This is a genomic window from Actinomycetospora sp. ABD4_176, from assembly GCF_056311855.1.
Genome location: NZ_CM149974.1, coordinates 2,451,698 through 2,475,414 on the forward strand (window position 1 = coordinate 2,451,698; position 23,717 = coordinate 2,475,414).

Annotated in this window: 19 protein-coding genes and 1 pseudogene; 3 read left to right on the forward strand and 17 right to left on the reverse strand. The window is 75.7% G+C overall.

Annotated features, from left to right (window positions below; translation table 11 throughout):
* Positions 1-5 precede the first annotated feature (5 nt).
* Positions 6-827, forward strand: a complete 822-nt coding sequence (locus ACYX4T_RS11875) for a DUF5710 domain-containing protein (protein ID WP_476014712.1) — start codon at positions 6-8, stop codon at positions 825-827.
* A 4-nt stretch (positions 828-831) separates the two neighbouring features.
* Here the strand turns inward: ACYX4T_RS11875 and ACYX4T_RS11880 are convergent, their stop codons facing one another.
* From ACYX4T_RS11880 to ACYX4T_RS11920, 9 genes and pseudogenes are all read right to left on the reverse strand, one after another.
* Positions 832-1,593, reverse strand: a complete 762-nt coding sequence (locus tag ACYX4T_RS11880) for an SDR family oxidoreductase (RefSeq protein ID WP_476014713.1) — start codon at positions 1,591-1,593, stop codon at positions 832-834.
* 23 nt (positions 1,594-1,616) lie between these two features.
* Positions 1,617-2,801: an RNA polymerase sigma factor gene (locus ACYX4T_RS11885; RefSeq protein WP_476014714.1), complete on the reverse strand. Its 1,185-nt coding sequence runs from the start codon at positions 2,799-2,801 to the stop codon at positions 1,617-1,619.
* 28 nt (positions 2,802-2,829) lie between these two features.
* Positions 2,830-3,237, reverse strand: coding sequence for a YciI family protein (locus ACYX4T_RS11890; protein WP_476014715.1), 408 nt, complete (start codon positions 3,235-3,237; stop codon positions 2,830-2,832).
* Positions 3,238-3,360: 123 nt separating this feature from the next.
* On the reverse strand, positions 3,361-3,798 hold the full coding sequence (locus ACYX4T_RS11895) for a VOC family protein (RefSeq protein ID WP_476014716.1): 438 nt from the start codon (positions 3,796-3,798) through the stop codon (positions 3,361-3,363).
* 169 nt (positions 3,799-3,967) lie between these two features.
* On the reverse strand, positions 3,968-6,037 hold the full coding sequence (locus ACYX4T_RS11900; protein WP_476014717.1) for a hypothetical protein: 2,070 nt from the start codon (positions 6,035-6,037) through the stop codon (positions 3,968-3,970).
* Positions 6,038-6,082: 45 nt separating this feature from the next.
* The gene (locus tag ACYX4T_RS11905) at positions 6,083-6,784 is read right to left on the reverse strand and encodes a hypothetical protein (protein ID WP_476014718.1); all 702 of its coding nucleotides are present in this window, start codon (positions 6,782-6,784) and stop codon (positions 6,083-6,085) included.
* A gap of 73 nt (positions 6,785-6,857) precedes the next feature.
* Complete coding sequence (locus ACYX4T_RS11910) at positions 6,858-7,412, reverse strand: DUF6912 family protein (protein WP_476015253.1); 555 nt, start codon at positions 7,410-7,412, stop codon at positions 6,858-6,860.
* A gap of 282 nt (positions 7,413-7,694) precedes the next feature.
* Positions 7,695-8,318: pseudogene (locus ACYX4T_RS11915) on the reverse strand (patatin-like phospholipase family protein); the annotation flags it as partial.
* A gap of 10 nt (positions 8,319-8,328) precedes the next feature.
* Complete coding sequence (locus ACYX4T_RS11920) at positions 8,329-9,744, reverse strand: WS/DGAT/MGAT family O-acyltransferase (protein ID WP_476014719.1); 1,416 nt, start codon at positions 9,742-9,744, stop codon at positions 8,329-8,331.
* A gap of 66 nt (positions 9,745-9,810) precedes the next feature.
* On the opposite strand from ACYX4T_RS11920, the gene ACYX4T_RS11925 reads away from it, so the two are divergent.
* Positions 9,811-10,629, forward strand: a complete 819-nt coding sequence (locus tag ACYX4T_RS11925) for a TrmH family RNA methyltransferase (RefSeq protein WP_476014720.1) — start codon at positions 9,811-9,813, stop codon at positions 10,627-10,629.
* Between the two features lie 135 nt (positions 10,630-10,764).
* On the forward strand, positions 10,765-11,385 hold the full coding sequence (locus ACYX4T_RS11930) for an Rv3235 family protein (protein ID WP_476014721.1): 621 nt from the start codon (positions 10,765-10,767) through the stop codon (positions 11,383-11,385).
* 9 nt (positions 11,386-11,394) lie between these two features.
* Here the strand turns inward: ACYX4T_RS11930 and secA are convergent, their stop codons facing one another.
* The 8 genes from secA to ahcY form a co-directional block, all read right to left on the reverse strand.
* The gene (secA, locus tag ACYX4T_RS11935; protein WP_476014722.1) at positions 11,395-14,598 is read right to left on the reverse strand and encodes a preprotein translocase subunit SecA; all 3,204 of its coding nucleotides are present in this window, start codon (positions 14,596-14,598) and stop codon (positions 11,395-11,397) included.
* A 146-nt stretch (positions 14,599-14,744) separates the two neighbouring features.
* A complete protein-coding gene (gene hpf, locus ACYX4T_RS11940) occupies positions 14,745-15,440 on the reverse strand; it encodes a ribosome hibernation-promoting factor, HPF/YfiA family (protein ID WP_476015254.1) in 696 nt (231 codons plus the stop codon).
* Positions 15,441-15,574: 134 nt separating this feature from the next.
* On the reverse strand, positions 15,575-16,408 hold the full coding sequence (locus ACYX4T_RS11945) for a ComF family protein (RefSeq protein WP_476014723.1): 834 nt from the start codon (positions 16,406-16,408) through the stop codon (positions 15,575-15,577).
* A gap of 169 nt (positions 16,409-16,577) precedes the next feature.
* Positions 16,578-18,407 (reverse strand): LpqB family beta-propeller domain-containing protein, encoded by a 1,830-nt coding sequence (locus tag ACYX4T_RS11950; RefSeq protein ID WP_476014724.1) that lies wholly within the window; start codon positions 18,405-18,407, stop codon positions 16,578-16,580.
* Complete coding sequence (mtrB, locus tag ACYX4T_RS11955; protein ID WP_476015255.1) at positions 18,404-20,152, reverse strand: MtrAB system histidine kinase MtrB; 1,749 nt, start codon at positions 20,150-20,152, stop codon at positions 18,404-18,406. Before mtrB ends, ACYX4T_RS11950 begins: the two co-directional genes overlap by 4 nt.
* A gap of 94 nt (positions 20,153-20,246) precedes the next feature.
* A complete protein-coding gene (mtrA, locus tag ACYX4T_RS11960) occupies positions 20,247-20,924 on the reverse strand; it encodes an MtrAB system response regulator MtrA (protein ID WP_476014725.1) in 678 nt (225 codons plus the stop codon).
* On the reverse strand, positions 20,921-21,637 hold the full coding sequence (locus ACYX4T_RS11965; RefSeq protein ID WP_476014726.1) for a dTMP kinase: 717 nt from the start codon (positions 21,635-21,637) through the stop codon (positions 20,921-20,923). Before ACYX4T_RS11965 ends, mtrA begins: the two co-directional genes overlap by 4 nt.
* A 264-nt stretch (positions 21,638-21,901) precedes the next feature.
* Positions 21,902-23,386 carry an adenosylhomocysteinase gene (ahcY, locus tag ACYX4T_RS11970; RefSeq protein ID WP_476014727.1) on the reverse strand — a complete coding sequence of 495 codons (1,485 nt, stop codon included), beginning with the start codon at positions 23,384-23,386 and terminating at the stop codon, positions 21,902-21,904.
* Positions 23,387-23,717: the final 331 nt, after the last annotated feature.

The window sequence follows — 23,717 nt, forward strand, 5'->3', positions numbered from 1 at the left end:
TCGTGGTGCGCGAGCAGCAGCCGTGGCTGGACGTGCCGTTCGGGGAGAAGGACGAGGCCCGGGCCGCCGGCGCGCTCTGGGACTGGCGCGCCAAGCGCTGGTACGCGCCCCGGCCCGGGATGGCGGAGCTCGCGCGCTGGCGGCCCGGGGCCCGTGACGCCGCGGCGTCGGCGGAGCCAGCGGCGGCGGCGTCGGAGCCGGCGGAGGCGGCGGCGTCGGTGTCCTCCGACGAGCAGCCGGCGGGCCGGTGGCCCGTCGAGGCGTCGCGGCGGGGTGGCGGCGGGGACCGGCGGGCGGGGGCGTCGGTGGAGGCCCGGCTCGCGGCGGCGCTGAACGGGCTGACCGAGGCGGGCCCGTTGGCGCGGCCGGCCCGGCGCCGGCCGCCATGGCGGGTGCTGCACGGCGTGCCCGTCGGGCCCGGGCGGGAGGAGGTCGACCACGTGCTGGTGGGCCCGCCGGGCGTCGTCTCCGTGCGGACCGCGCACCACCCCGGCGCGGCGGTGCGCGTCGACGGCGACCACCTGACCGTCGACGGCGAGCTCGTCGACCACGTCCCCCGGGCCCGCGCCGAGGCCGAGCGGGCGGGCCGGCTCCTCGCGGCCGCCCGGAACGCCGCCGAGGCCCCGCCGGCGACGTCCGCGCTGGCGGTCGTCGCGGGGTCGGTCGCCACGGCCCCGGGCGGTATCTGGCCGCGCGGGGTGCTGGTGGCGCGGCCCGCGAACCTGCCGCGGCGGATCACGGCGCTGCCGACGGCGCTGGCCGACGACGAGATCGACGAGCTCTACGCCGTCGCGCGGCGCCTGGGCACGTGGACGCGGGAGCTGTGAGCGGTCAGGGCAGGCCGCCGGTGGCGCGCAGCGCCTGCCCGGTGATCCACCGCCCGTCGGGGCCGCACAGGAAGGCGACGACGGCAGCGATGTCGTCGGGCCGGCCAAGGCGTCCCAGCGGGCTGAGCGGCGCGAGGGCGGCGTCGAGGTCCACGCCGGGGTTGTTGGTGCGCAGCAGGTCGGTGTCGGTGGCGCCGGGCAGGACGGTGTTGACCGTGACGCCGCGGCCGCCGAGGTCGCGGGCCGCGCAGGCGGCGAACTGCTCGACCGCGGCCTTGCTCGCGGCGTGCACGGCGACCGCGGCGGTGGGCGCCACGGTGTTGAGGGTGGAGACGTTGACGATGCGCCCGTCGTCGCGCAGGCGGGTGTGGGCCTCGCGCATGAGCGCGAACACCGACCAGGTGTTGACGCGCATCAGCCGGTCGTAGTCGTCGTCGGTGGTCTCGTCGATCGGCACCGGGCGGGTGGACGAGCCGGCGTTGTTGACGAGGATGTCCAGTCCCTCGAGGCGCTCCTCGGCGGCGTCGTAGAGCCGGCGCGGGGCGTCCCGGTCGGTGAAGTCGGCCTGCAGCGCCCAGGCGCGGCCGTCGGCGGCCTCGACGGCGGCGAGCACCGCGTCCGCAGCGGTGCGGTCGCTGGCGTAGCTGAACACCACCGACGCCCCGTCCGCCGCCAGGCGCTCGACCACCGCCCGCCCGATGCCGCGCGAGCCGCCGGTGACCAGGGCCGTCCGGCCCGCGAGCGGGGGCCTCACCGGTGACGTCACCGGGGCAGCGTGGCACGACGTGCTCAGCGGCCGAGAAGCTGGCGGACCCGCGCGGCCTCGCGGGTGAGGTGGTCGCGCTCGGGCACGCTGCCCGCGAGACGGGCGGCCTCGGCGTAGAGGTCGGCGGCGCGGGCGAGGTCGCCGGCGCGTTCGTGCAGGTAGGCCGCGGCGGCGATGTGGCGGGGCAGGCCGGGGTCCACCGCGGCGAGCGCGCAGAGCCCGGCCCGCGGGCCGTCGGCCTCGCCGACCGCCACCGCGCGGTTGAGCCGCACCACCGGGCTGTCGGTGATCGCCAGCAGCTCGTCGTACCACTCGACGATCTGCACCCAGTCGGTCTCCTCCGCGCTCGGGGCGTCGGCGTGCAGGGCCGCGATGGCCGCCTGGGCCTGGTACTCGCCGAGCCGGTCGCGGGCCAGGGCGGCCTGGAGGATCGCGACGCCCTCGGCGATCAGCGCGGTGTCCCAGCGCGAGCGGTCCTGCTGGGCCAGCGGGACGAGCCGCCCGCCCGGCCCGGTGCGGGAGGCGCGCCGGGCCTGGTGGAGCAGCATGAGCGCGAGCAGGCCCGCGACCTCGGGCTCCTCGGTGAGGGCGGCGAGCTGGCGGGCGAGACGAATCGCCTCGCCCGCCAGGTCGACGTCGCCGCCGTAGCCCTCGTTGAAGACGAGGTAGAGCACGCGGAGCACGGTGGCGAGGTCGCCGGGCTGGTCGAGGGGCAGGTCGGCGATCCGCCGCTTCGCCCGGCTGATCCGCTGCGCCATCGTCGCCTCGGGGACGAGGTGGGCGGCCGCGATCTGCCGCGTGGTCAGGCCGCCGACCGCCCGCAGCGTCAGCGCCACGGCCGCGGACGGCGGCAGGGTGGGGTGGGCGCAGAGGAAGTAGAGGCGCAGCGTGTCGTCGGTGGCGGGCGCCGGGCCTGCGGGCGGCTCGGCGTCGACCGCCAGCTCCCGCCCCTGCCGGGACGACTCGGCCCGCGCGGCGTCGAGGAACTTCCGCCAGGCGACGGCGACCAGCCACGCCCTCGGGTCGCGGGGCGGGTCGTCGGGCCAGGTGTCGAGGGCGCGGATGAGCGCCTCCTGCACCGCGTCCTCGGCCGACGCGAAGTCCGCGCCGCGCCGGCCGAGGACGCCGATGACCGCGGGCACCAGCTCGCGCAGCAGCGACTCGTCGACGCCGGCCACGTCCGCCGAGCTGCTCCCCACGTCGCTCACCTCCCCTGTCCCCGGTCGTCGGGCCCGCTCAGTCCGTCCCGCCGGGGACGCCGGTGAGGAACGGCCGGACCTCGAGCCACTCGTGGATCGGCTCCCCACCCGCGCCGGGTGCCGCGGACAGCTCGCCTGCCAGCTCGACCGCGCGGTCCCAGGACTCGACATCGATGATCATCCAGCCCGCGATGAGGTCCTTGGTCTCGGCGAAGGGCCCGTCGGTCACCGGGGGCCGGCCCTCCCCGTCGGAGCGCACGAACGCGCCCTCGGACGACAGCGCCTGGCTGTCGACGAACTCGCCGGTCTCCTGCAGGCGGGAGGCGAAGTCGCTCATGTACTGCATGTGGGCGTCGACCTCCTCCGGCGTCCACTTGTCCATGGGCGTGAACTCGACGGCCGGGGTCGGGCCGCCGCGGTAGTGCTTGAGGATCAGGTACTTCATGGTCGGTCTCCTCCGTGGTCGCGAGGCCCGAGCCGTGCGCTCGGGCCGCTCGCACTCCTGGGACGGTGCCGGTGCGGCGTTCTCGACAGCTCCGGCGAGATTCTTCTCCTCGTCCCCGCGTCCTCAGCGGAGCTCCTCGGCGAGCGCGACGATGATCCCCTCCGGGCCGCGGACGTAGCAGAGCCGATAGAGGTCCTCGAACCGCGCGATCTCGCCGACGAGGTCGTGGCCGGTGGCCCGCAGCCGGGCCACGGTGGCGTCGATGTCGTCGACGGCGAACATGAGGCGCCGCAGCCCGAGGGTGTTGGCCGGGGCGTGCGGCTCGGCGGTGGTGGCCTCCGGTGTCTCGAACCTCGTCAGCTCCAGCCGGTCCCGACCGTCGGGGGTCTGCACGAACGCGATCTCGACGCGGACGCCGTCGAGCCCGACGACGCGGTCCACCCACTCGCCCTCGACCGGTCCCCGGTCGCCCAGCTCGAGGCCGAGCTCGAGGAAGAACGCGATCGCGCCGTCGAGGTCGTCGACGACGACGCCGACGTGGTCCAGGCGCTGCACGGTCATGGTCGTCCTCCGTCTCCGGCGGCCCCGACGGCCGCTCCTGGTCGGGGGACGGAGCCGGCGCGACGATCTCGACGACTGCCGCGGAGTGGTCGGAGCCGGCGGGCCCGGGGTCGCCGAGGACCTCGTGGTCGCCGGGAGCCCGGTCGTCAGCAGGAGCGTCATCGCCGCTCTAGAAGGGCGGCGGGTCCGGATCGTCCACGAGGCCCGTCCGCGCTGCTCCCGGCGGCGACGGGGCCGGCGGCTCGGGTTCGGGAGCGATGGGCTCGCCGGGACGCGGGTCGTTGTCCCATGCCGGGCCGTCGTCCGCGTACTGGTGGGGCTCGGTGCTCGAGGGCGCGGTGGGTGGGCGGGGTCCGGGCAGGTCGTCGACCACCGGGCGCGGCGGGCGCTCGTAGGTGTGGCCCGTGGGGCTCGTCCAGCGGAACCACCCCGGTCGCGGCTGGGTGAGGGTCCAGCCGCGGTCCTTGAGGTCGTGGTCGTGGCCGCACGCGGGCCCGAGGTTCTCGACGAGCGTGAGGCCGCGCTCGAGCACCGACCGGGTGTGGTCGATCTCCGCCTCCAGCGCCGAGGCCCCGCAGGGCGGGAAGACGCACGACCGGTCGCGCATCGTGATCCACCGCCGCAGCGCGGCGGACGGGAAGCGGGCGAGGGCCTCGCGGGCGCGCAGGCGTCGGCGCGCGGCCACCCGGGCCCAGGTGGCGGCGTCCGGTCCGCGGCTCCGCCGTTGCTGGTCCTCGCCGCGCTCATGGTCGTCGCGAGCAGCGGGGGTCTCGGCCTGCTGCTCGGTCCGCTGCTCGGCCTGCCGCTCGGCCTCCTGCTCGGCCTCCTGCTCGGCCGCTCGCGCGGCCTCGTCCTCGGCGCGGGCCGTGCGCCACTGCCGGAGCTGGTGCTGCAGGTCGGCGAGCAGCCGCTCCCAGCCGGGATGGTCGCCCGGGTCGAGGCGGTCGAGGAGGGCCTCGTCGACGTGGAGCTCGACCACGGGGCGGGGACCGCCCGGCATCGGCGGCTCCTGGGGCGTCGTGGTGGCCTCGGCGGGGCGGTGGCGCGTGATGAGGGCGGCCACCAGGGCGCCGTCGGCGCCGGTGACCGCCACCCGCCACTCGGCATCGGCGTGGGCCGCGGCCAGCTCGCGCGCCACCCCGGCCGCCACCACGCCCCAGCCCGGCAGCCGCGCGGGCCGGTCGTCGAGGCGGAGCAGCGTGCAGAGCCCCACCCGCAGCTCGAACCGCGACTGGCGCGTCGGCCGCCGCCCACCGGCACCACCGACCCGCGATGTCTCCTCGCCCGGACCACGGGCGCCCGTGTCCGCGGCGGCGGCATCGCCGTCCGCGGCGCCGCCGCGCGAGCCGTCCTCCCCGCCGGCACCGTCGCCGGGCGCGGCCGGCGGCGCGTCGGCGGGGTCGGGCGCGCCGCGGGGCCGGGGGTCGTCGGGTCGGGCCGCGGCGAGCACGGCGGCGACGAGCTGGGCGTCGGAGGCGCCGGCGTTGTCGGGGTGGAAGACGGCGAGGAAGACGTCGGCGCGGATGGTCTCGATCAGGCCCGGGTGCCCCGCCGCCTGGGCGCGGGCGGCGAGCACGTTGATGCGCCGGACCGTGCGCACCCCGCCCTCGAGGGGCAGGTCCATCGCGGAGAGGTTGACGGTGCCCGCCTCGGTGCAGCGCGCCCGGACGCGACGCTGGCGGCGGTGCTGGCGGTACAGCTTCTCGGCCCACGCCGGGTCGAGGGCCTTGGCGAGGGCCTGGACGCGGTCGATCAACCGCGAGGGCGTCATCGTCGCCGCCTCGTCCACCAGCTCGCCGATCACGGTCGCGGCGTGCTCCTCGGCCAGCGCCGTGGTCCAGCGCACGAGGATGGCGACCCGCTGCTCGTCGATCCGTCCGTCGCGCCACGCGGCGCCGAGGCGCGGGTGGCGTTCGGCGGCCTCGGCGACGTCCAGCACCCGGGCCACGGCCGTGCGGGACGCCGCGAGCACGACGCGCAGCTCGTCGGCGGCCTCGGGCACGTCCATCTCGGCCCGCCCGCCCGGCGCGGTCGGGTCGGCCAGGGCGGCCTCGCGGGCGCAGGCGTGGAAGCAGGCCTGCTGGTGTGCGAGCTGGCGGCGCTGGGCGGCCACCAGGCGCACCGTGTCGTAGGGCGACACCCGCCGCGGATCGATGCGGTCGAGGACAGCGGCCAGCGCAGCCCCGGCGGGGGTCTCCTCGAGCCCCGCCGGCACCTCCTGCCAGCCGTCGTCGAACACGTGTTCGATCGTAGCGGCCACCCCCGACACCGCGGGGCCGCTTCGTCAGACCCGCGGCACCCACGCGACCACGAGCAGCACCGCACCCAGCGCCACGAGCACCGACACCGGCACGACCCACGCCCGCCGCACCCGCCCCAGCAGGTGCTCGGACAGCGCGACGTGCAGGGCCCCGAGCCCCCACCACACCAGCGCCACCACGATCAGCACCCCGACCCACGCCCACGCGTGCGCCGCCCACGCCCCGACGAGGCCCGGGCCGCCCCACGCGTCGTCGTACGGGCCCTCGACGACGAACCCGTAGAACGGGCCGCGCGCCGTCGCCACCAGCGCCGTCCAGGTCAGCCACCAGAACACCAGCCCCTGCAGCACTCCGAGCAGTCCGTGGAGCGACACCCTCCGGCCGGGGACGCGGTCGGCGCCGACGGTCGTGGTCCGCGCGCCGGCGCTCGCGAGGTGGCGGCGCGCGGTGTCCACCCCTCCCGCGGGGCCGCTGATCGCGATCGCCATCAGCTCGCCCGCCGACGCCGGCACCAGCCCGAGCCCGTAGGCCAGCCGCCGCCCGACCCGGCGCCACGTCTCCGCACCCCCGGCGGCGACCCCCCGCCCGCCCGCCACGGCCGCCCGACGCCCGCCACCCCGCGCGACCGGCACCTCCACCGACGCGGGTGGCACCGGCACCGACGCCCCCGCCCCGGCGCCGGGGCGCGACGTCGCGGCCGAGACGGAGAGCGAGGGGTGGCTCATGCCCCGGAACGCTAGGGATCCACGGACCACGGCGAATCAGCCCGAGGGACCGGATCCGCCTCCCCCGGAGGTACTACATCAGCTCCAGCACGAAGGGGAGCTCCTGCACCCCGTACCAGGCCAGCTCGTGGCCCTCGGCCTCGCCGAGGGTGAACTCGGCGTCCGGGTCGCCCAGGTCGGCGGCGTCGACGACCGCCGCGGCGGCCCGCACCGCGTCGCCGGCCTCCTCGAGGTCGAGGTGCACCGCTGCCAGGCGCGCCATCGGGATCGCCCCGGCCACGCGCACCACGGCGTCGTCGAGGTCGGGCCGCAGGGTGACGTCGTCGACGTCCGCGCTGACGACGGCCCGGCGCGGCGGCGTCGACGGGTCGTCGGCCAGCTTGGTGGCCAGCAGGCGCAGCGACGCCCGGGCGGCCTCGCTCATGGCGACGTACTCGAGCTCCTCGTCGTCCCCCACCGCGTAGGCCTCGCGCAGCCGCGGCGTCAGCGCGAACGCGGTGCCCGAGAGCGGCTGCAGCGCCTCGGTGTCGAGCAGGCGCCGCAGACTGGCCACCGTCGCCGGGACGTAGATCCTCGACCGTTCCCCCGTCCTGTCCTCGCCGACCCACCGCGCCGCCGTCGTCCGCAGCGCCACCTGCGCGACCTCGGCCTGCTTGCGCGGGTCCATGACGTTCCACCCGGTGACGGCGCGGTCCTCGGCGTCCGGGGCGTGCTCGGTCACCACGATCCCGGCGGCCCGCAGCCGCGCCACCTCCCGGTCGGAGCGCCCGCCGATCAGCCCGCGCAGCCAGCCGTCGGTGGCGCCCACGGGATCCGACCACACCGCCGGCGCCGGCCCCGTCCGGGCCAGGGGTGCGAGCACGAGGGCCTCGTCGACGCGAGGGAGGTCGGCGTCGAGCAGGAGGTCCGCGGACGTCGCCGAGCACACCCCGCCGTCGACGTAGCGACGGCCGGCGATGCGCACCGGGGAGAACCAGCCCGGCACCGCGCACGACGCCGTCGCCGCCTCCGCCATCGACGCGGGCGGCGCGCCGCGGCGGCCGAAGGGGACGCGGGCGCCGCTGTCGTAGTCCATGGCGACGATCCGGACCTGCGGGTGCTCCGGCCACTGCTCGTGGGCCCACTTGGTGGCCCAGCGGTGCAGCCCGGTGGTGTCGCCGCGCCCGGTCGGCAGCAGCGCCGCCCCGAACGCCAGCGGCGGGAACCGTCGCGGCCGTCGCGCGATCTCCCCCAGCAGCCGCAGCGAGCCCGGCCCGACCCGCGGCAGCGGCGGCAGGCCCCGCCGCGCGGTCGACCTCGGGGCACCCCGGGGGCGCGACGGCGCGGGCGGCGGGTCCAGCAGCGAGGCGAGCATGTCCGACACCGGCACCCCGCTCGCCAGCGCGGCCGCGACGACCGAGCCCGCCGAGGTCCCGACCATCACGTCGGCGTCCCGCGCGTCGCGCCCGGTGGCCCGCTCCCATGTCGTCAGGGCCGACACCATCCAGGCGTAGCCCAGCTGGCCCCCCGTGCCGAGGACCAGGCCGAAGCTCACCGCGTGCCCGTCATCGCGGCACCGTCGCCCGCAGCTCGGCCAGCGACTCGGTGACGAGCTCGCCCAGCTCGTCGACGTCGGCCATCGAGTCGCGGTCGGCGTTGAAGCCGTAGAACACCCCGCCGTCGTACGACGTGAGCCCCACCGCCAGCGACTGTCCCTTGGCCAGCGGCACCACCGGGTACATCTCGAGCATCTTCGCCCCGGCCGCGTACAGCGCGTGCTGCGGGCCGGGGACGTTGGAGACGACGAGGTTGAACAGCCGCCGCGCGACACCGTTCGCGGCGCGCGCACCGAGGGCGTGCAGGGTCGGCGGCGCGAACCCGCCCACGCGGACCAGGGCGTTGGCGCCCACCGACTGCCCCGACTCCCGGTGCTCGCGCATCGCGTGCGCCACGTGGTGCATCCGCAGCACGGCGTTGGGCTCCCCGACGGGCAGGTCGACGAGGAACGACGCGATCTGGTTGCCCAGCAGCCCGGCACCCGCGATCGATCCGGTCGTCTCCGCGTCCCCGCGCACCGACAGCGGCACCATCGCCCGCATCGTCGTCGTCGGCGACACCGTCGCGCCCCGCGACAGCAGCCAGTTGCGCAGCGCCCCCGAGATCACCGCCAGCACGACGTCGTTGATCGTCCCGCCGTGGGCGCGGCGCACGGCGCGGTAGTCCTCGAGGTCGGTGCGGGTCATCGCGAAGCGGCGCTGGGTCGAGATCGGCACGTTGAGCGGGCTCACCGGCGCCGGGCGCACCGCCGTCCGCACCGCCGAGAACAGGCCGCCCGCGACGCCGGCGACCTTGGTGACGGTGTCCGCCGCGTCCCGCACCGCGTCCCGGGCGGCCTCGACGGCGTTCCCGGGCCGCGCGACGGCCTCGCCGACCGCGTCGTAGATGAGCCGCCACGACGACGGCTCCTGCCGGGCGATCCACTCCTCCTCGCTCTGCGGTCGCCCGTTGGCGGTGTCGTCGAGCACGACCTGCCCGATGTCGATCGACGCGACCCCGTCGACCATCGCCTGGTGGGTCTTCGTCACGAGCGCGACCCGACCCCCGGACAGCCCGTCGACCAGGTACATCTCCCACAGCGGACGGGTGTGGTCCAGCGGCCGCGACATGAGCCGCGCGACGAGGTCGCACAGGGCCCGCTCGGTGCCCGGCGGGGGCAGCGCGGAGCGGCGCACGTGGTAGGTGACGTCGAAGTCGACGTCGTCGATCCACACCGGCCGGGCCATGCGCCCGGGCACCTCACGGATCTTCTGTCGGTAGCGCGGGACCAGTCCGATCCGGCTCGAGATGAGCTCGACCAGGCCGTCGTAGTCGAACCCGGACCGGGGCTTGCGGAAGATGGACACGCTCCCGACGTGCATCGGCGTCGTCGGTTGATCCATGTAGAGGAACGAGGCGTCCAAGGCCGACAGGCGGTCCGGCATGGCCGCGATCGTCGCACAGTGCCCGACCCCGGGCCGCTGGTCGGCACCTCTGCCAGGCTGGTCGTGATGTCGCCCTCACCCAGCTCACGGTCCGGTCGTCCCGTCTCGCCCAAGGACGCGTTCGTGACGGTGTACGGGCGCAGGCCGGTGCTCGAGGCCCTGGAGGACCCGGCGCTGGAGGTGGACAAGGTCGTGCTCGCCGAGGGCGCCGACCGCGACGCCGTGCGCACCTTCACCGAGGCCGCCCGCGCCCGCGGCCTGGTGCTGCAGCGGGCGTCGGCGCAGCGGGTGAAGGTCCTGGCCGGCAACGGGCGCCAGGACCAGGGCGTCCTCGCCGACGTCGTCGCCCCGCGGATGCGGCCGGTCGAGCACTTCCTCGCCGACCTGCCGGACCACGCCGACGCCCGCGTCCTCGTGCTCGACGGCCTGACCAACCCCGCGAACGTCGGCATGATCCTGCGCTCGGCCACCGGCGCGGGCCTCGAGGGCGTGCTGCTGCCGCGGCGCGGCGCGCCGGCGATCGACCCGCTGGTGATCAAGGCGTCGGCGGGCGTCGCCTTCCACGCGCCGGTCCTGCGGGCGGGCTCCGCCGCCGGCGGGCTCGCGGCGCTGGCCGAGGCGGGCTTCGTGCTGCTCGGGCTGGACGGTCCGGGCGCGGCGGGTCGGGGGACCGTCCAGGGGACCGCACCGCCGTCGCTGTTCGAGGCCGAGCTGCCGGGGCGGGTGGCGCTGGTGGTCGGCGGGGAGACCGACGGGATCACCGACGACGTGCGCGGCGAGCTGCACGGGACGGTCACGATCCCGCTGGCACCCGGCGTGGAGTCGCTCAACGCCGCCGTCGCCGCCTCGGTCGCGTGCTTCGAGCTCGCCCGCCGGCGGAGCTGAGTACCCCGGGTCGTTCCCCGGATCGGCCACCGCCGGTCCGCCGGCCCGCCTACGCTCCGGGGCGTTCCCCTGCGGACCGGCCTCCTCCCCCGGCGCCGCCGACCCTCGTGCGCCCGGAGGACCCGCGTGACCGCGATGCGCAGTAGCGACCCCGCCTGCACCGACACCGCCTGCACCGACACCGCCTGCACCGCCCCGGCGCGGGCCCGCCGCGTGGGCGAGGTGCCCGCGCCGCGGGTCCGACCGCTGGCCGAGGTGCTCCTCGGCGCTCCCCCGGCGCCCCGGGTCACCCCGGACCCCGACGCCCGCACCCGCCGCGTCCAGGACGAGCTGGACGGCCTCGCCGCCGCGCTGCGCCCCCTCGCGGCGCGCCTGCTCACCGCCGTGGCCGACGTGCTGGCCGGGCGCCGTCCCGTCGCGCACCTCGAGGCCCTGCTCGCCCCCGCGGCCCTGACCACCCTGGCCCGCGCGGCGCCGGGCGGGCGGGGCCAGGGGGCTCCGGGGGGCCGGGGAGGTACCGAGAGCCCGGGGGGTCCGGGGGGCACCGCTCCTCGCGGCCGGACCGCCGCCCGCGACGGCACCGGCACGACGCTGCGCGGCCTGCGGGTGTGCGCCCTCGGGCCCCGGGCCGTGGAGGTGGCCGCCGTGGTGGCCGGCCCGCGCCGCGCGCGGGCCCTCGCCGCGCGCCTCGAGCGCACCGACGACGGCGCCGCCCACCCCGGGCGCTGGCGCGTGGTGGCGCTGTGCCCGGGGTGAGGCGCGGGATCAGCCCGGCGTGCGGGGCGGCGCCCCGTGGCACTGCTTGTACTTGCGCCCCGACCCGCACGGGCACGGCGCGTTGCGCGACGGCGTGTCCGCGCGCCGGGCCTGCTGCGGGTTGGCCCGGGCAGCACGCCCGCCGGCGGCCGCTCCGTCGCCCGCGGCGTGGCGGGCGACCTGGCCGTCCTCGTCCGGTCCGCTGTAGTCCAGCTCCTGCGGGCGCCGCCCGCCGAGCCCCGCACCGCGGAACGCCTCCGGCATCGCGCTCTGGCCCAGCTGCGAGAGCGCGGGGCCGGCGGTCGTCGCCGGCCCGCCGTCCTGCGTCTCGGGGGCGGGCGCCCCCCGCTGCCCGTCACGCTGCGCGCGCCGCCCGCCGCGCGGGCCGGCGGGCCGCTGCGAGCCCGGGTCGGGGCCGCGGGCGGGGCGCCCGGGAGCTCCGTGCGGACCCTGACCGCCCGCAGCGGCCTGACCGCCCTGCCGAGCACGCGCGGCCGCGGGCTGCTGGGGCTGGGCCGGCGGCGCCGGGGCCCGCTGGGGCACCGGGATGGCGCTGGTCGGGGCCCCGGCCACGCGCGGGTCGACCGGCAGCGGCGCCGCGCCGGACGTCGAGGGCGTCTGGCTGGTGCGCGGGTCGGGGGTGTCCGGCGTGATGGCCGCCTGGACGCTCGTGTCCGTGGTCGGGTTGGCCCCGGGCACGGCGTCGACGGGCGCCTGCTCCTCGACCTGGATGGTCAGGTTGAACAGGAACGCGACGGACTCCTCGCGGATGCCCTCCATCATGGAGGTGAACATCTCGTAGCCCTCGCGCTTGTACTCGATCTTCGGGTCGCGCTGGGCCATCGCGCGCAGGCCGATGCCCTGCTTGAGATAGTCCATCTCGTAGAGGTGCTCGCGCCACTTGCGGTCGAGCACCGACAGGACGACCTGCCGTTCGAGCTCGCGCATCCCGCCCTGCGGCGCGATGCGGTCGATCTCCTCCTCGCGGCGGGCGTAGGCGTCGAGCGCGTCGGAGGTGAGCACCTCGACCAGCAGGTCGCGGTCGATGTCGTCGTGCTCCTCGACGAGGTCGGACCACGAGATCCCGACCGGGTAGAGCTGGCCCAGCCCGGTCCAGAGCTTCTCGAGGTCCCAGTCCTCGCTGTAGCCCTCGGACGTCGCGCCGTCGACGTACGCGGTGACGACGTCGACGATCATGTTCTGGACCTGCTCGGAGAGGTTCTCGCCCTCCAGCACGCGGTGGCGCTCGGCGTAGATCACCGTGCGCTGCTGGTTCATGACCTCGTCGTACTCGAGGATGTCCTTGCGGGCCTCGAAGTTCTGCTGCTCGACCTGCGTCTGCGCGCTGCGGATCGCCCGCGAGACCATCTTGGCCTCGATCGGCATGTCCTCGGGCAGGTTGAACCGGGTCATGATCGACTCGACCATCGCCCCGTTGAACCGGCGCATGAGCTCGTCACCGAGCGACAGGTAGAACCGCGACTCCCCCGGGTCGCCCTGACGGCCCGAGCGGCCGCGCAGCTGGTTGTCGATGCGCCGCGACTCGTGGCGCTCGGTGCCCAGGACGTAGAGGCCGCCGGCGTCCTTGACCTCCTCGGCCTCCCGCTCGACCTCGTCCTTGACCTCGGCGAGCGTCCCGTCCCACGCCGCCTCGTACTCCTCGCGGGTGTCGACGGGGTCGAGGCCCTTCGCGCGCAGGCGCTGGTCGGCGATGAAGTCGGGGTTGCCGCCGAGCACGATGTCGGTGCCCCGGCCGGCCATGTTGGTGGCGACCGTGACCGCCCCGCGCCGCCCGGCCTGGGCGATGATCGACGCCTCCTGCTCGTGGAACTTCGCGTTGAGCACCGAGTGCTCCACGCCCCGCTCGGTGAGCAGCTTGGCGAGGTACTCCGAGCGCTCGACGCTCGTCGTGCCGATGAGCACCGGCTGTCCGCGCTCGTAGTGCTCGGCGACGTCGTCGGCCACGGCGGAGAACTTGGCCGGCTCGGTCTTGTAGACCAGGTCGGGCTGGTCGACGCGCTGCGGCGTGCGGTTGGTCGGGATGGTGACCACGCCGAGCTTGTAGGTCTTCGAGAGCTCCGCCGCCTCGGTCTGGGCGGTACCGGTCATCCCGCAGAGCTTGTCGTAGAGGCGGAAGTAGTTCTGCAGCGTGATCGTGGCCAGCGTCTGGTTCTCGGCCTTGATCTCGACGCCTTCCTTGGCCTCGATCGCCTGGTGCAGGCCCTCGTTGTAGCGCCGGCCGACGAGCACGCGGCCGGTGAACTCGTCGACGATGAGGACCTCGCCGTCGCGGACGATGTAGTCCTTGTCGCGGAGGAAGAGCTCCTTGACCTTGATCGCGTTGTTCAGGTACCCGACGAGCGGGGTGTTCGCGGCCTCGTAGAGGTTGTCGATGCCGAGCTGGTCCTCGATGAAGGACACACCGTCCTCGGTGACACCGATCGTCTTCTTGCGCTCGTCGACCTCGTAGTGCACGTCCTTGGTCATCTTCGGCGCGAGGCGCGCGAACTCGGTGTACCAGCGCGCGCTCTGCTCGGCGGGCCCCGAGATGATCAGCGGGGTGCGGGCCTCGTCGATGAGGATCGAGTCGACCTCGTCGACGATCGCGTAGGTGTGGCCGCGCTGCACGCACTCGGCCTTCGACCAGGCCATGTTGTCGCGCAGGAAGTCGAAGCCGAACTCGTTGTTCGTGCCGTAGGTGATGTCGGCCTGGTAGGCCCGGCGGCGCTCGTCGCCGGGCATGCCCGAGTAGATGGCGCCGACCTCGAGGCCGAGGAAGCGGTGCACGCGGCCCATCCACTGCGAGTCGCGCTGGGCCAGGTAGTCGTTGACGGTGACGATGTGCACGCCGTCGCCGGCGATCGCGTTGAGGTACGCCGGCAGCGTCGAGACCAGCGTCTTGCCCTCGCCGGTGCGCATCTCGGCGACGTTGCCCTCGTGCAGGGCCGCCCCGCCCATGATCTGCACGGGGTAGTGGAACTGGCCCAGCGTGCGGGAGGCGGCCTCGCGCACGACGGCGAAGGCCTCGGGCAGCAGGTCGTCGAGCGACTCGCCGTCGGCGTAGCGCTCGCGGAACTCCTCGGTCTTCGCCCGCAGCTCGGCGTCGGTCAGCTCGGCGGTCTCGTCGGCGAACGTGTCGACGTAGTCCGCGATCTTGCCGAGGCGCTTGACCGTACGCGCCTCACCGGCACGCAGCAGTCGGTTCAGGACCACGGTGACCTCGCTCGTCCTCGTCGGCGCCACGGATGGGCGGGCCCACGACACGCGAACGGCCACGGGCCCGTCCCCATCGTAGGTGCTCCGGGGACGGGCCCTGTGGCCGCGTGCGGCGGGACGGGTCCGCGACGACCGCGGGAGGACTACTGCACGAGCGCGATGACCCCGTACGCGTAGCCGTGGCGGCGGTACACGACGCTCGGCCGGCCGGTCGCCTTGTCGGCGAACAGGAAGAAGTCGTGCCCGACGAGCTCCATCTGCGACAGGGCGTCGTCCACCGTCATCGGGATCGCGTGGTGCTCCTTGTGCCGCACCACCTGGCCCGGCGCGTGCTCCTCGTCCGAGGTGTCGTCGACCGGCTCCCCGGCGCGGTCGTCCGCCGGGGTCCGCGCCGCCGGCACGTCGACCGACCAGCCCTCCGGCGCCTCGCGCTCGAGCAGCTCGGTGGCGGTCGCCGCGGACGGGGCGTCCTGGCCGTCCGGGGCGCGCAGGCCGCCCGTGGCCCGCGCGACGGAGACCGGCACGCGACGGCCGTGGCTCACGCGACGGCGGTCGTGCGCGCGGCGCAGACGGGCCTCGAGGCGCGCCACCGCCTGGTCCAGGGCGCAGTAGAAGTCAGCTGAGCATCCTTCGCCGCGGACCACGGGGCCGCGTCCGCGGCCGGTGATCTCGACGCGCTGGCAGTTCTTGGACCGGCGGGGGTTCGGCTCGTGGGAGAGCTGGACCTCCATCCGCACGATCTTGTGGTCGTAGCGCTCGAGTCGCGACAGCTTGTCTGCCGTGTGCTCGCGGAAGTGTTGCGGGACCTCGACGTTGCGTCCGCAGACGACGATCTCCAAGACGACCTCCCGGTCTGGGGATGGCTGCACGGCCCGCTCGACCGGGGAGGGATCGGCACGCCTCGCCGGGACCCGGACCGCGTCCAACTGCGACGTTCGCGCCTCCTGTCGTTCACGGATCAGGATGTGAGGCGTCACCGTAGTGTCGACCGCCGTTCCTGCGGAAGGTCCGATCCGCCCGATACCGGCCACTCGGACGACACCCGACCGGCGGGTTCACCCCGGGTGGAGGAGTCCGGGCGGGTGACGGCCCCGCCGCGCGACGACCTCACCCGGGCGGACGACCGCCGCGCGCGACGGTCCGCCACCGTCAGCACGACGACCACGTCCACCGGGCGCCCCGCCGCGGCGAGCACCCGCGTCGCCGCCCGCGCGGTGGCCCCGGTGGTCAGCACGTCGTCGAGCAGCGCCACCGCGCAGCCCGGCGGCGGGAGGCCGCGGGGACGCAGCCGGAGGTGGCGGGCGAGGTTGTCGGCGCGGGCGGCGGCGTCGAGGCCGACCGAGTCCGCGGCGCCGCGACCGAGCGCCAGCGCGCGGGACACGCAGGGCACGCCTCCCCCGGCGGTGCGGGCCCCGCGCACCACGGCCCGCGCCAGCCGCAGCACGTGGTCCCCGCCGCGGGCCCGGGCGGCGGACGGGCGGGACGGCGCGGGCACGAGGGCCGCGGGCGGCACCGCGGCGGCGCGCAGCGCCTCGGCGACCAGGCCCGCGAGCGGGCGGGCGAGCTCGCGGCGGCCCCGCTCCTTGTAGGACAGCAGCACCTCGCGCGGGCTGCCCGCGTACGGCGCCAGCGCGAGCACCGGCGGCAGCCCCGGCACCTCGAGCAGGGCCGGCTCGCGCCAGCGGTCCCGGCACGCCGCGCACCAGCGCGTGCCCTCCAGCCCGCACCCGGCGCACGGGGCGGGCAGCAGCAGGTCGGCCAGGGCGAGGAGGGCCTCGCCCGGCCGGGGACCGGGTCGTTGGGACACGGCCCCCAGCCTCGGAGCGGGCCCCGCCGTGGGGCCAGCACTGCGCCGGACGGCCGTGGACGCGTCCGGGCGATGGGGACGGGCGCCCGGGCGAGGGGCACCGCGGAGGGCCCGGTGGGGGGAACCGTGGCGGCCCTCAGGGGCCTCGATGGTGGGCCGGGCGGTGGCCTCAGCCCGGGTAGGCCGGCACCGTCGACGCGCCGAAGCCGGGCACGGCCTGCCAGACGTCGCCGCCGCTGGTGCTGCCGCCGTCGAGGGGCAGGGTCCAGGTGCCGCTCTGGTCGGCCACGACCAGCGGGCGGCCCGGGCGGGCGGCGACGGCCGTGACCGGGGGCGTCAGGTTGGTCGTCGACAGGGACTCGAGGTCCAGGCCGTCGACCGAGACCAGGGTGACGGGCCGGTCGGCGCGGTTGCCGACGGCGACGAGCTGGTCGGTGCGGGTCCAGCCGACGTCGAGGACCTGGTCGAGCGACTCCGGCCGCAGCGCCGTCACCGAGCCGAGGCGGGCCCCGCCCGCGGTGTCCCGCGCGATCGCGGCCACGAGCACGCGCCCCCCGGCCACGAGCGCCAGCCGCGCCCCGTCCGGCGAGATGCGCAGCGCCGACAGCGGGCCGGGCGTCCCGGTCGTCGGGGTCACGCCCGCCCCGGCCAGCGCGGACGCGTCGACGGCCACCGGCCGCACCCTGCCGCCCGGTCCCTGCTCGACGGCGCGGACGACGGTGCTGCCGTCGAGCACCGACCAGACCTCGGTCCCGTCCGGGGTCCACGTGGGCCGGGCGAGCGAGCGGCCCTCGATGCCGCTGGGCGCGAGCTCGGAGCCGCCGGCGCCGGTGAGCAGGCGCGCCCGGGTCGCCGCGGGGTCGCCGCCCGCGCCGTCCTCGGCCACCACGGCGACCTCCCCCTCGAAGCTCGCGGACGCCGACACCGCGCGGTAGGTCCCGCGCCCGGCCGGGCCGCCCGCGGGCTCCCCGGAGAGCAGGCGCAGCCGCCCGGCGTCGGCGACGAGCACGGGCACCTCGGTGTCGCCGGGGCCGCCGACGACCGGGTCCGCGGGGAGGTCGGGGCGCCGCGCGACCTGGGGGGGCAGGCCCCGGAGGGTCGTGGTGACGTCGACCTCCGGCGTCGCGGGCAGCAACGGCTCGCCGTCGACGAGCAGCCGGGTGCGCGTCACCCCGATCCCGGCGAGGGTCAGCGACACCTGCTGGGCGATCTCGCGCCGACGCGGGTCGTCGAGCGGTCCGGTGCGGGTGAGGTCGACGACCGCCGCGCCCTCGGCGGTGATGGAGACGTCCGAGCGCAGGATGGTGCCCGTCGGCAGCGAGCTCACCGCCGCGCCCGCGAGCGACTCCGACGGCCCGCTGAGCAGGTACTGCACCGTGCGCGTCGGCACCGAGCGCGCCGGGGTGGTGTCGAGGTAGCGGGGGTCGGACACGGGCCCCACGCGCTGCGGGTCGAGGAACCACGTGCGCACCGGGCGGGTGTTCGCGCGCAGGTCGGAACGCCGCACGATCGTGCCCGTCGGCAGCGAGGAGATGCGCCACTGGCCGTTCTGCTCGACGAGGCCCACGTCCACCTCGATCGGGCGCACGCCGGCGACGAACACGCCCTCGGGGGTGAGGACGCCGAGCGCGGTGGCCCGGATGCGGACCGCGGCCTCGCCGACGGGCACGGGGCGGTCGACGAACACGGTGTCGACCTGGTCGTTGACGACGACCGGGGCGGCCCCGTCGTCCCAGGTCCCGGCCGCGGCGGGCGTGAGGAAGGCGCGGGCGGCCCGGTGGCGCTCGGCGGTGGCCCCGGAGGCCAGCACCCAGCCGCGCACCGTCTCCAGCGGGCCGGCGTCGCGCATGGGACCGGGCGGGGCGGTCGGCTCCGCCGCGTCGCCGACCCGGCGCAGCACGGTGACCTCGGACGACCCCGGCACCGAGGCGCACCCGGCGGTGAGCGTTAGCGCGAGGAGCAGGACGCCGAGCAGTCGCCGCGTGCGGTACCGGCTCACCGGACCACCGAGGAGGCGCCGGGGTCCGACGGCGGGGCCGGCTCGGGAAGGTCGGGCGGGGCCGGCTCGCCGTCCGCGCCCGCCTCGTCGCCGTCGGGCGGGGGCAGGGCGGTGCCGGTGGTGGGCGCGGCGTCGTGGATGCCCGGCTCGGCGGCGGCGGGCGCGGCGGCCACGGGCAGCAGGGGCAGGGGGCTCGCCCGGAGGCGCTCGCCGTGGCGCAGGGGCAGCGTCAGGCGGAACACCGCGCCGCGGTCGACCTCGCCCCACGCCTGCAGCCAGCCGCCGTGCAGCCGCGCGTCCTCGAGGCTGATCGCGAGCCCGAGCCCGGTGCCGCCGCTGCGGCGCTGGCGGGACGGGTCGGCGCGCCAGAACCGGTTGAACACCAGCCCCGCCTCGCCGGGCTTGAGCCCGACGCCGTGGTCGCGCACGACCACCGCGAGCGCGCCCTCGTCGGCGGCCAGCCGGACCTCGATGGGCCGGCCCTCGCCGTGGTCGATGGCGTTGGCCAGCAGGTTGCGCAGGATGCGCTCGACGCGCCGCGGGTCGATCTCGGCGAGGACCTGGTCGCCGCGCTGGTCGGGGAGGTCGAGCAGCAGCGGCGTGCGGGACTCGTCGACGAGGTGCCGCACGGTCTCGGCGGCGCGGCGGACCACCGCGCCGACGTCGACGGTCTCGAGGCCCAGCTCGGCCATGCCGGCGTCGAGGCGGCTGATCTCCAGCAGGTCGGACAGCAGGGTCTCGAAGCGGTCGAGCTCGTCCACCAGCAGCTGCGCCGAGCGCGCGGCCGTGACCTCGGCGGGGTCGACCTGGGCGTGCAGGACCTCGGCGGCCATCCGCACGGTGGTCAGCGGGGTGCGCAGCTCGTGGCTGACGTCGGAGGTGAACCGGCGCTGCAGCGCCCCGAACTCCTCGAGCTGGCGGATCTGCGACTGGATGCTCGCCGCCATCTCGTTGTACGACTCCGCGAGGCGCGCGACCTCGTCGTCGCCGTGCACGGGCATGCGCTCGTCGAGGTGGCCGTCGGCGAAGCGTTCGGCGACGTCGGCGGCCTGGCGCACCGGGCGCACGACCTGCCGCGTCACCACCGACGAGATGCCCGCCAGCAGCACGAGCAGGACGCCCGCGGCCAGCGCCAGGGTGCTCTGGACCAGCGCGAGCGTGCGCTGCTCGGCCGAGAGCGGGAAGAGCAGGTAGAGCTGCAGGTTGCGCCCGGCGGTGCGCACCGGCTGGCCGACCACGAGCGTCGGCACCGGCGCCGCCTGCCCCGACGAGGCGACCGTGAGGTACTTCGTCGCGAGGAAGCCCTGCAGGACCGGCGCGCGCAGCTGCGGCGGGATGACCTGGGCCGGGCCGGCGCTGACCTCGCCCGACCCGCCGGGCACCGTCGGCAGCGTGCCGGGCACGGCCCCCACGGTGTCGGAGCCCGCGATGAGCACCGCGTCGAACGCGCCGGCGTCGCTGATCGGGTCGCTGCCGCGGGCCAGCCCGCTCTGCTCGGCGTCCTGACCGCTGGTGGACAGCCGGTCGAGGACGTCGTCGAGCACCGACTGGGCACCGTCGCGGTCGGGGTCGATGCGCGCGAGGTCGCGCTCGAGGGCCTGGCGGGAGATCTCGGCCTGGATGAGGGCGGCCTGCTCCTTGCCCTGCACCAGCCGGTCGGCGATCTGGGTCTGGAGCACCAGCCCCAGCACCGTCACGACGACCACCGACATCACGAGCGTCGAGAGCACCACGCGCAGCTGCATCGAGCGCCGCCACAGCACGCGGACCTGGCCGACGCGCTCCGCGGCGAAGCGGTCGAACCGGCGGCGGACGCCCGTCAGCACGGCACTGCTCCGATCAGGGCGGGCCCGCCTTGTACCCCACCCCGCGGACCGTCAGCACGACCTCGGGGTGCTCCGGGTCGACCTCGACCTTCGAGCGCAGGCGCTGCACGTGCACGTTGACCAGCCGCGTGTCGGCGGCGTGCCGGTAGCCCCAGACCTGCTCGAGCAGGACCTCGCGGGTGAACACCTGGCGCGGCTTGCGCGCGAGCGCCACCAGCAGGTCGAACTCCAGGGGCGTCAGCGGGATGGTGCGCCCGTCGCGGCGCACCTGGTGGGCCGGGACGTCGATGGTGACGTCGCCGATCTGCATCTGCTCGGCCGGCTCGGCCGGGAACTGGCGCAGGCGCGCGCGGATGCGCGCGACGAGCTCCTTCGGCTTGAACGGCTTGACCACGTAGTCGTCCGCGCCGGACTCCAGCCCGAGCACGACGTCCACCGTGTCGGTCTTTGCCGTCAGCATGACCACCGGCACCCCCGACTCCGCCCGGATCGCCCGGCACACGTCGATGCCGTTCATCCCCGGGAGCATGAGGTCGAGCAGCACCAGGTCGGGCGAGCTCTCGCGCAGCGCCGGCAGCGCGGCCGCGCCGTCGCCGACCACCGTCGTCTCGAAGCCCTCGCCCTCCAGGACGATCGTCAGCATCTCCGCCAGCGAGGCGTCGTCGTCCACCACGAGGATCCGAGAGCTCATGTCTCAATGGTGTCACTTCTCACCGACGATCCGGGGGCGATGTCGCCCGACGATCGCCCGACGAGCCGTTCTGCCACCACCGACTCCGCCGTTCGGGTGACAGCTGCGGGCCCGTCCTCGGCGCCGACCACCGACCAGGGGGCCAGCCAGCCGCGCTCGACGAGCTGGTCGTACACCGCCGCGCACCGCGCCTGCAGCGCGGCGTCCGACTCGTAGCCGTCGGGGGTGCGGGTCGGGTCGGCCGCGGCGCGCTCGCGGACCCGGCGCGCGGCGACCTCGCCCGGGACCCGGACGAGCACCTGCGCGTCCGGGGCGGGCACCCCGAGCCGCCCGATCTCCAGCGCGTGCACCCACGCGACGAACGCCCCGTCGACGTCCTCCCCGCGGCGCGCGGCGCCGTAGGCGGCGTTCGAGGCGACGTAGCGGTCGACGAGGACGAGGTCGTGCGACTCGCGGGCGGCCCGGAGCCCGGCCGCCGCGTCCGCCCGGTCGAGCGCGAACAGCACGGCCATCGCGTGCACCGAGCCGCGCAGGTCGCCGTGCTCGCCGTGCAGCGCCTCGCCGGCCAGCCCGGCGTGGACGTCGGCGTCGTAGCGCGGGAACGCGAGCGTGGCGACGCTGGCGCCCCGTCGGCCGGCGGCGTCGGCGAGGGCCGCGACCAGCGTCGCCTTGCCCGCCCCGTCGAGACCCTCGACGGCCACCATCACGCCCACGTCCGAACCCTATGCAGGCTCGGTGGTGGCGAGCGAAGGGCCCCTTCGCTCGAGTAGACGGGCGAGGGGCGCCCACCACCAGGTGGTCGCGTCTCCGGCAGGACGGTCGGCCGCGCCCCCGGAAACGAGCGAAGGGCCCCTTCGCTCGATCTGTTCGAGCGAAGGGGCCCTTCGGTCAACGTCATGCGGCCAGTGGCCGCGGCGCCGACCGGTCGGCAGCGCGACGGAGCAGCGCTGTCGACCGCGTCGGCCTGCCGCGAGCGACTAGTAGCGGTAGTGCTCCGGCTTGTACGGGCCCTCGACGTCGACGCCGATGTACTCGGCCTGGTCCTTGGTGAGCTTGGTCAGCTCGCCGCCCAGGGCCTCGACGTGCACCTTTGCGACCTTCTCGTCGAGGTGCTTCGGCAGCCGGTAGACGCCGAGCGGGTACTCGTCGTTCTTCGTGAACAGCTCGATCTGGGCGATCGTCTGGTTCGAGAACGAGTTCGACATGACGAAGCTCGGGTGCCCGGTGGCGTTCCCGAGGTTCAGCAGCCGGCCCTCGGACAGGACGATGATCGAGTGGCCGTCGTCGAACTTCCACTCGTCGACCTGCGGCTTGATGTTGATCCGCGTGGTGCCCGACTTCTCGAGCTTCTCCATCTGGATCTCGTTGTCGAAGTGGCCGATGTTGCCCAGGATCGCCTGGTGCTTCATCCGCTTCATGTGGTCGAGGGTGACGATGTCCTTGTTGCCGGTCGTCGTGATGACGATGTCGGCCTCCTCGATCACGTTGTCGAGGGTGTCGACGTCGTAGCCCTCCATGAGCGCCTGCAGCGCGCAGATCGGGTCCGCCTCGGTGACGGTCACGCGGGCGCCCTGGCCGCGCAGCGACTCGGCCGAGCCCTTGCCGACGTCACCGAAGCCGCAGATGACGGCCTTCTTGCCGGAGATCAGCACGTCGACGGCGCGGTTGATGCCGTCGATGAGCGAGTGGCGGCAGCCGTACTTGTTGTCGAACTTCGACTTGGTGACCGAGTCGTTGACGTTGATCGCCGGGAAGAGGAGCTTGTCCTCGTTGAAGAACTCGTAGAGCCGGTGGACGCCGGTCGTGGTCTCCTCGGTGACGCCGCGGATGCCGGCGGCGACCTTGGTCCAGTGCTGCGGGTCGGCCTCGAGCGAGCGGCGCAGCGTGGCCAGGACGACCTGGTACTCGGCCGGGTCGTCGTCGGTGACCGACGGGACGACGCCCGCCTTCTCGAACTCGACGCCCTTGTGCACGAGCATCGTGGCGTCGCCGCCGTCGTCGAGGATCATGTTCGGACCGCGGGTGTCCGCGTCCTTCCACGACATCATCTGCTCGGCGCACCACCAGTACTCCTCGAGCGTCTCGCCCTTCCAGGCGAAGCAGGCGACGCCCTTGGGCTGCTCGGGGGTGCCGTGCGGGCCGACGACGACCGCGGCGGCCGCGTGGTCCTGGGTGGAGAAGATGTTGCAGGAGGCCCAGCGGACCTCCGCGCCCAGCTCGACGAGCGTCTCGATGAGCACCGCGGTCTGCACCGTCATGTGCAGGGACCCGGAGATGCGCGCGCCGTGCAGCGGCTTGGCCTCCGCGTACTCGCGGCGCAGCGCCATCAGGCCGGGCATCTCGTGCTCGGCGAGGCGGATCTCCCGACGGCCGAAGTCGGCCTGGCCGAGGTCGGCGACCGCGAAATCGATGCCGTTCCGCTCGGTGTACTTCTCGTTGGCGGTGCCCACTGCGTTCGTCATGACTCCTGCTTCTCTCGAGGATCTTCTCGGGTGTGTCGTGGTGGTGGACCGTGGGGCCCGACCCGCGCCGCGGGTGTGTCTCGACCGACTCTCGACCGACGGTTCGGGACACGCCGGGAGGTCACGGGCACGGGAACACGCTTCACCACCATCCACAGGCGCCCTTGCGATGGTGCGGACCACTGCCGAGCGTGGCGGACGGTCCCCGACGTGCCCGGACCGGCCGTTGCAGCGCCACTCGACAGCTTCCGTTCGCACGAGGTGTGCGATCGATGCCGTGGAACAAGTCCAGCACAGGCCCCATACCCGGTCAACCGCGCCGCGGCCGGTC

What these genes read in the sequence shown, in the direction of transcription:
- ACYX4T_RS11890 (WP_476014715.1), bottom strand. Translation starts at nt 3,237, where the DNA reads ATGAAGTACCTGATCCTCAAGCACTACCGCGGCGGCCCGACCCCGGCC.
- ACYX4T_RS11895 (WP_476014716.1), bottom strand. Translation starts at nt 3,798, where the DNA reads ATGACCGTGCAGCGCCTGGACCACGTCGGCGTCGTCGTCGACGACCTC.
- ACYX4T_RS11905 (WP_476014718.1), bottom strand. Translation starts at nt 6,784, where the DNA reads ATGAGCCACCCCTCGCTCTCCGTCTCGGCCGCGACGTCGCGCCCCGGC.
- ACYX4T_RS11920 (WP_476014719.1), bottom strand. Translation starts at nt 9,744, where the DNA reads ATGCCGGACCGCCTGTCGGCCTTGGACGCCTCGTTCCTCTACATGGAT.
- ACYX4T_RS11925 (WP_476014720.1), top strand. Translation starts at nt 9,811, where the DNA reads ATGTCGCCCTCACCCAGCTCACGGTCCGGTCGTCCCGTCTCGCCCAAG.
- ACYX4T_RS11930 (WP_476014721.1), top strand. Translation starts at nt 10,765, where the DNA reads ATGCGCAGTAGCGACCCCGCCTGCACCGACACCGCCTGCACCGACACC.
- mtrB (WP_476015255.1), bottom strand. Translation starts at nt 20,152, where the DNA reads ATGCAGCTGCGCGTGGTGCTCTCGACGCTCGTGATGTCGGTGGTCGTC.
- mtrA (WP_476014725.1), bottom strand. Translation starts at nt 20,924, where the DNA reads ATGAGCTCTCGGATCCTCGTGGTGGACGACGACGCCTCGCTGGCGGAG.
- ahcY (WP_476014727.1), bottom strand. Translation starts at nt 23,386, where the DNA reads ATGACGAACGCAGTGGGCACCGCCAACGAGAAGTACACCGAGCGGAAC.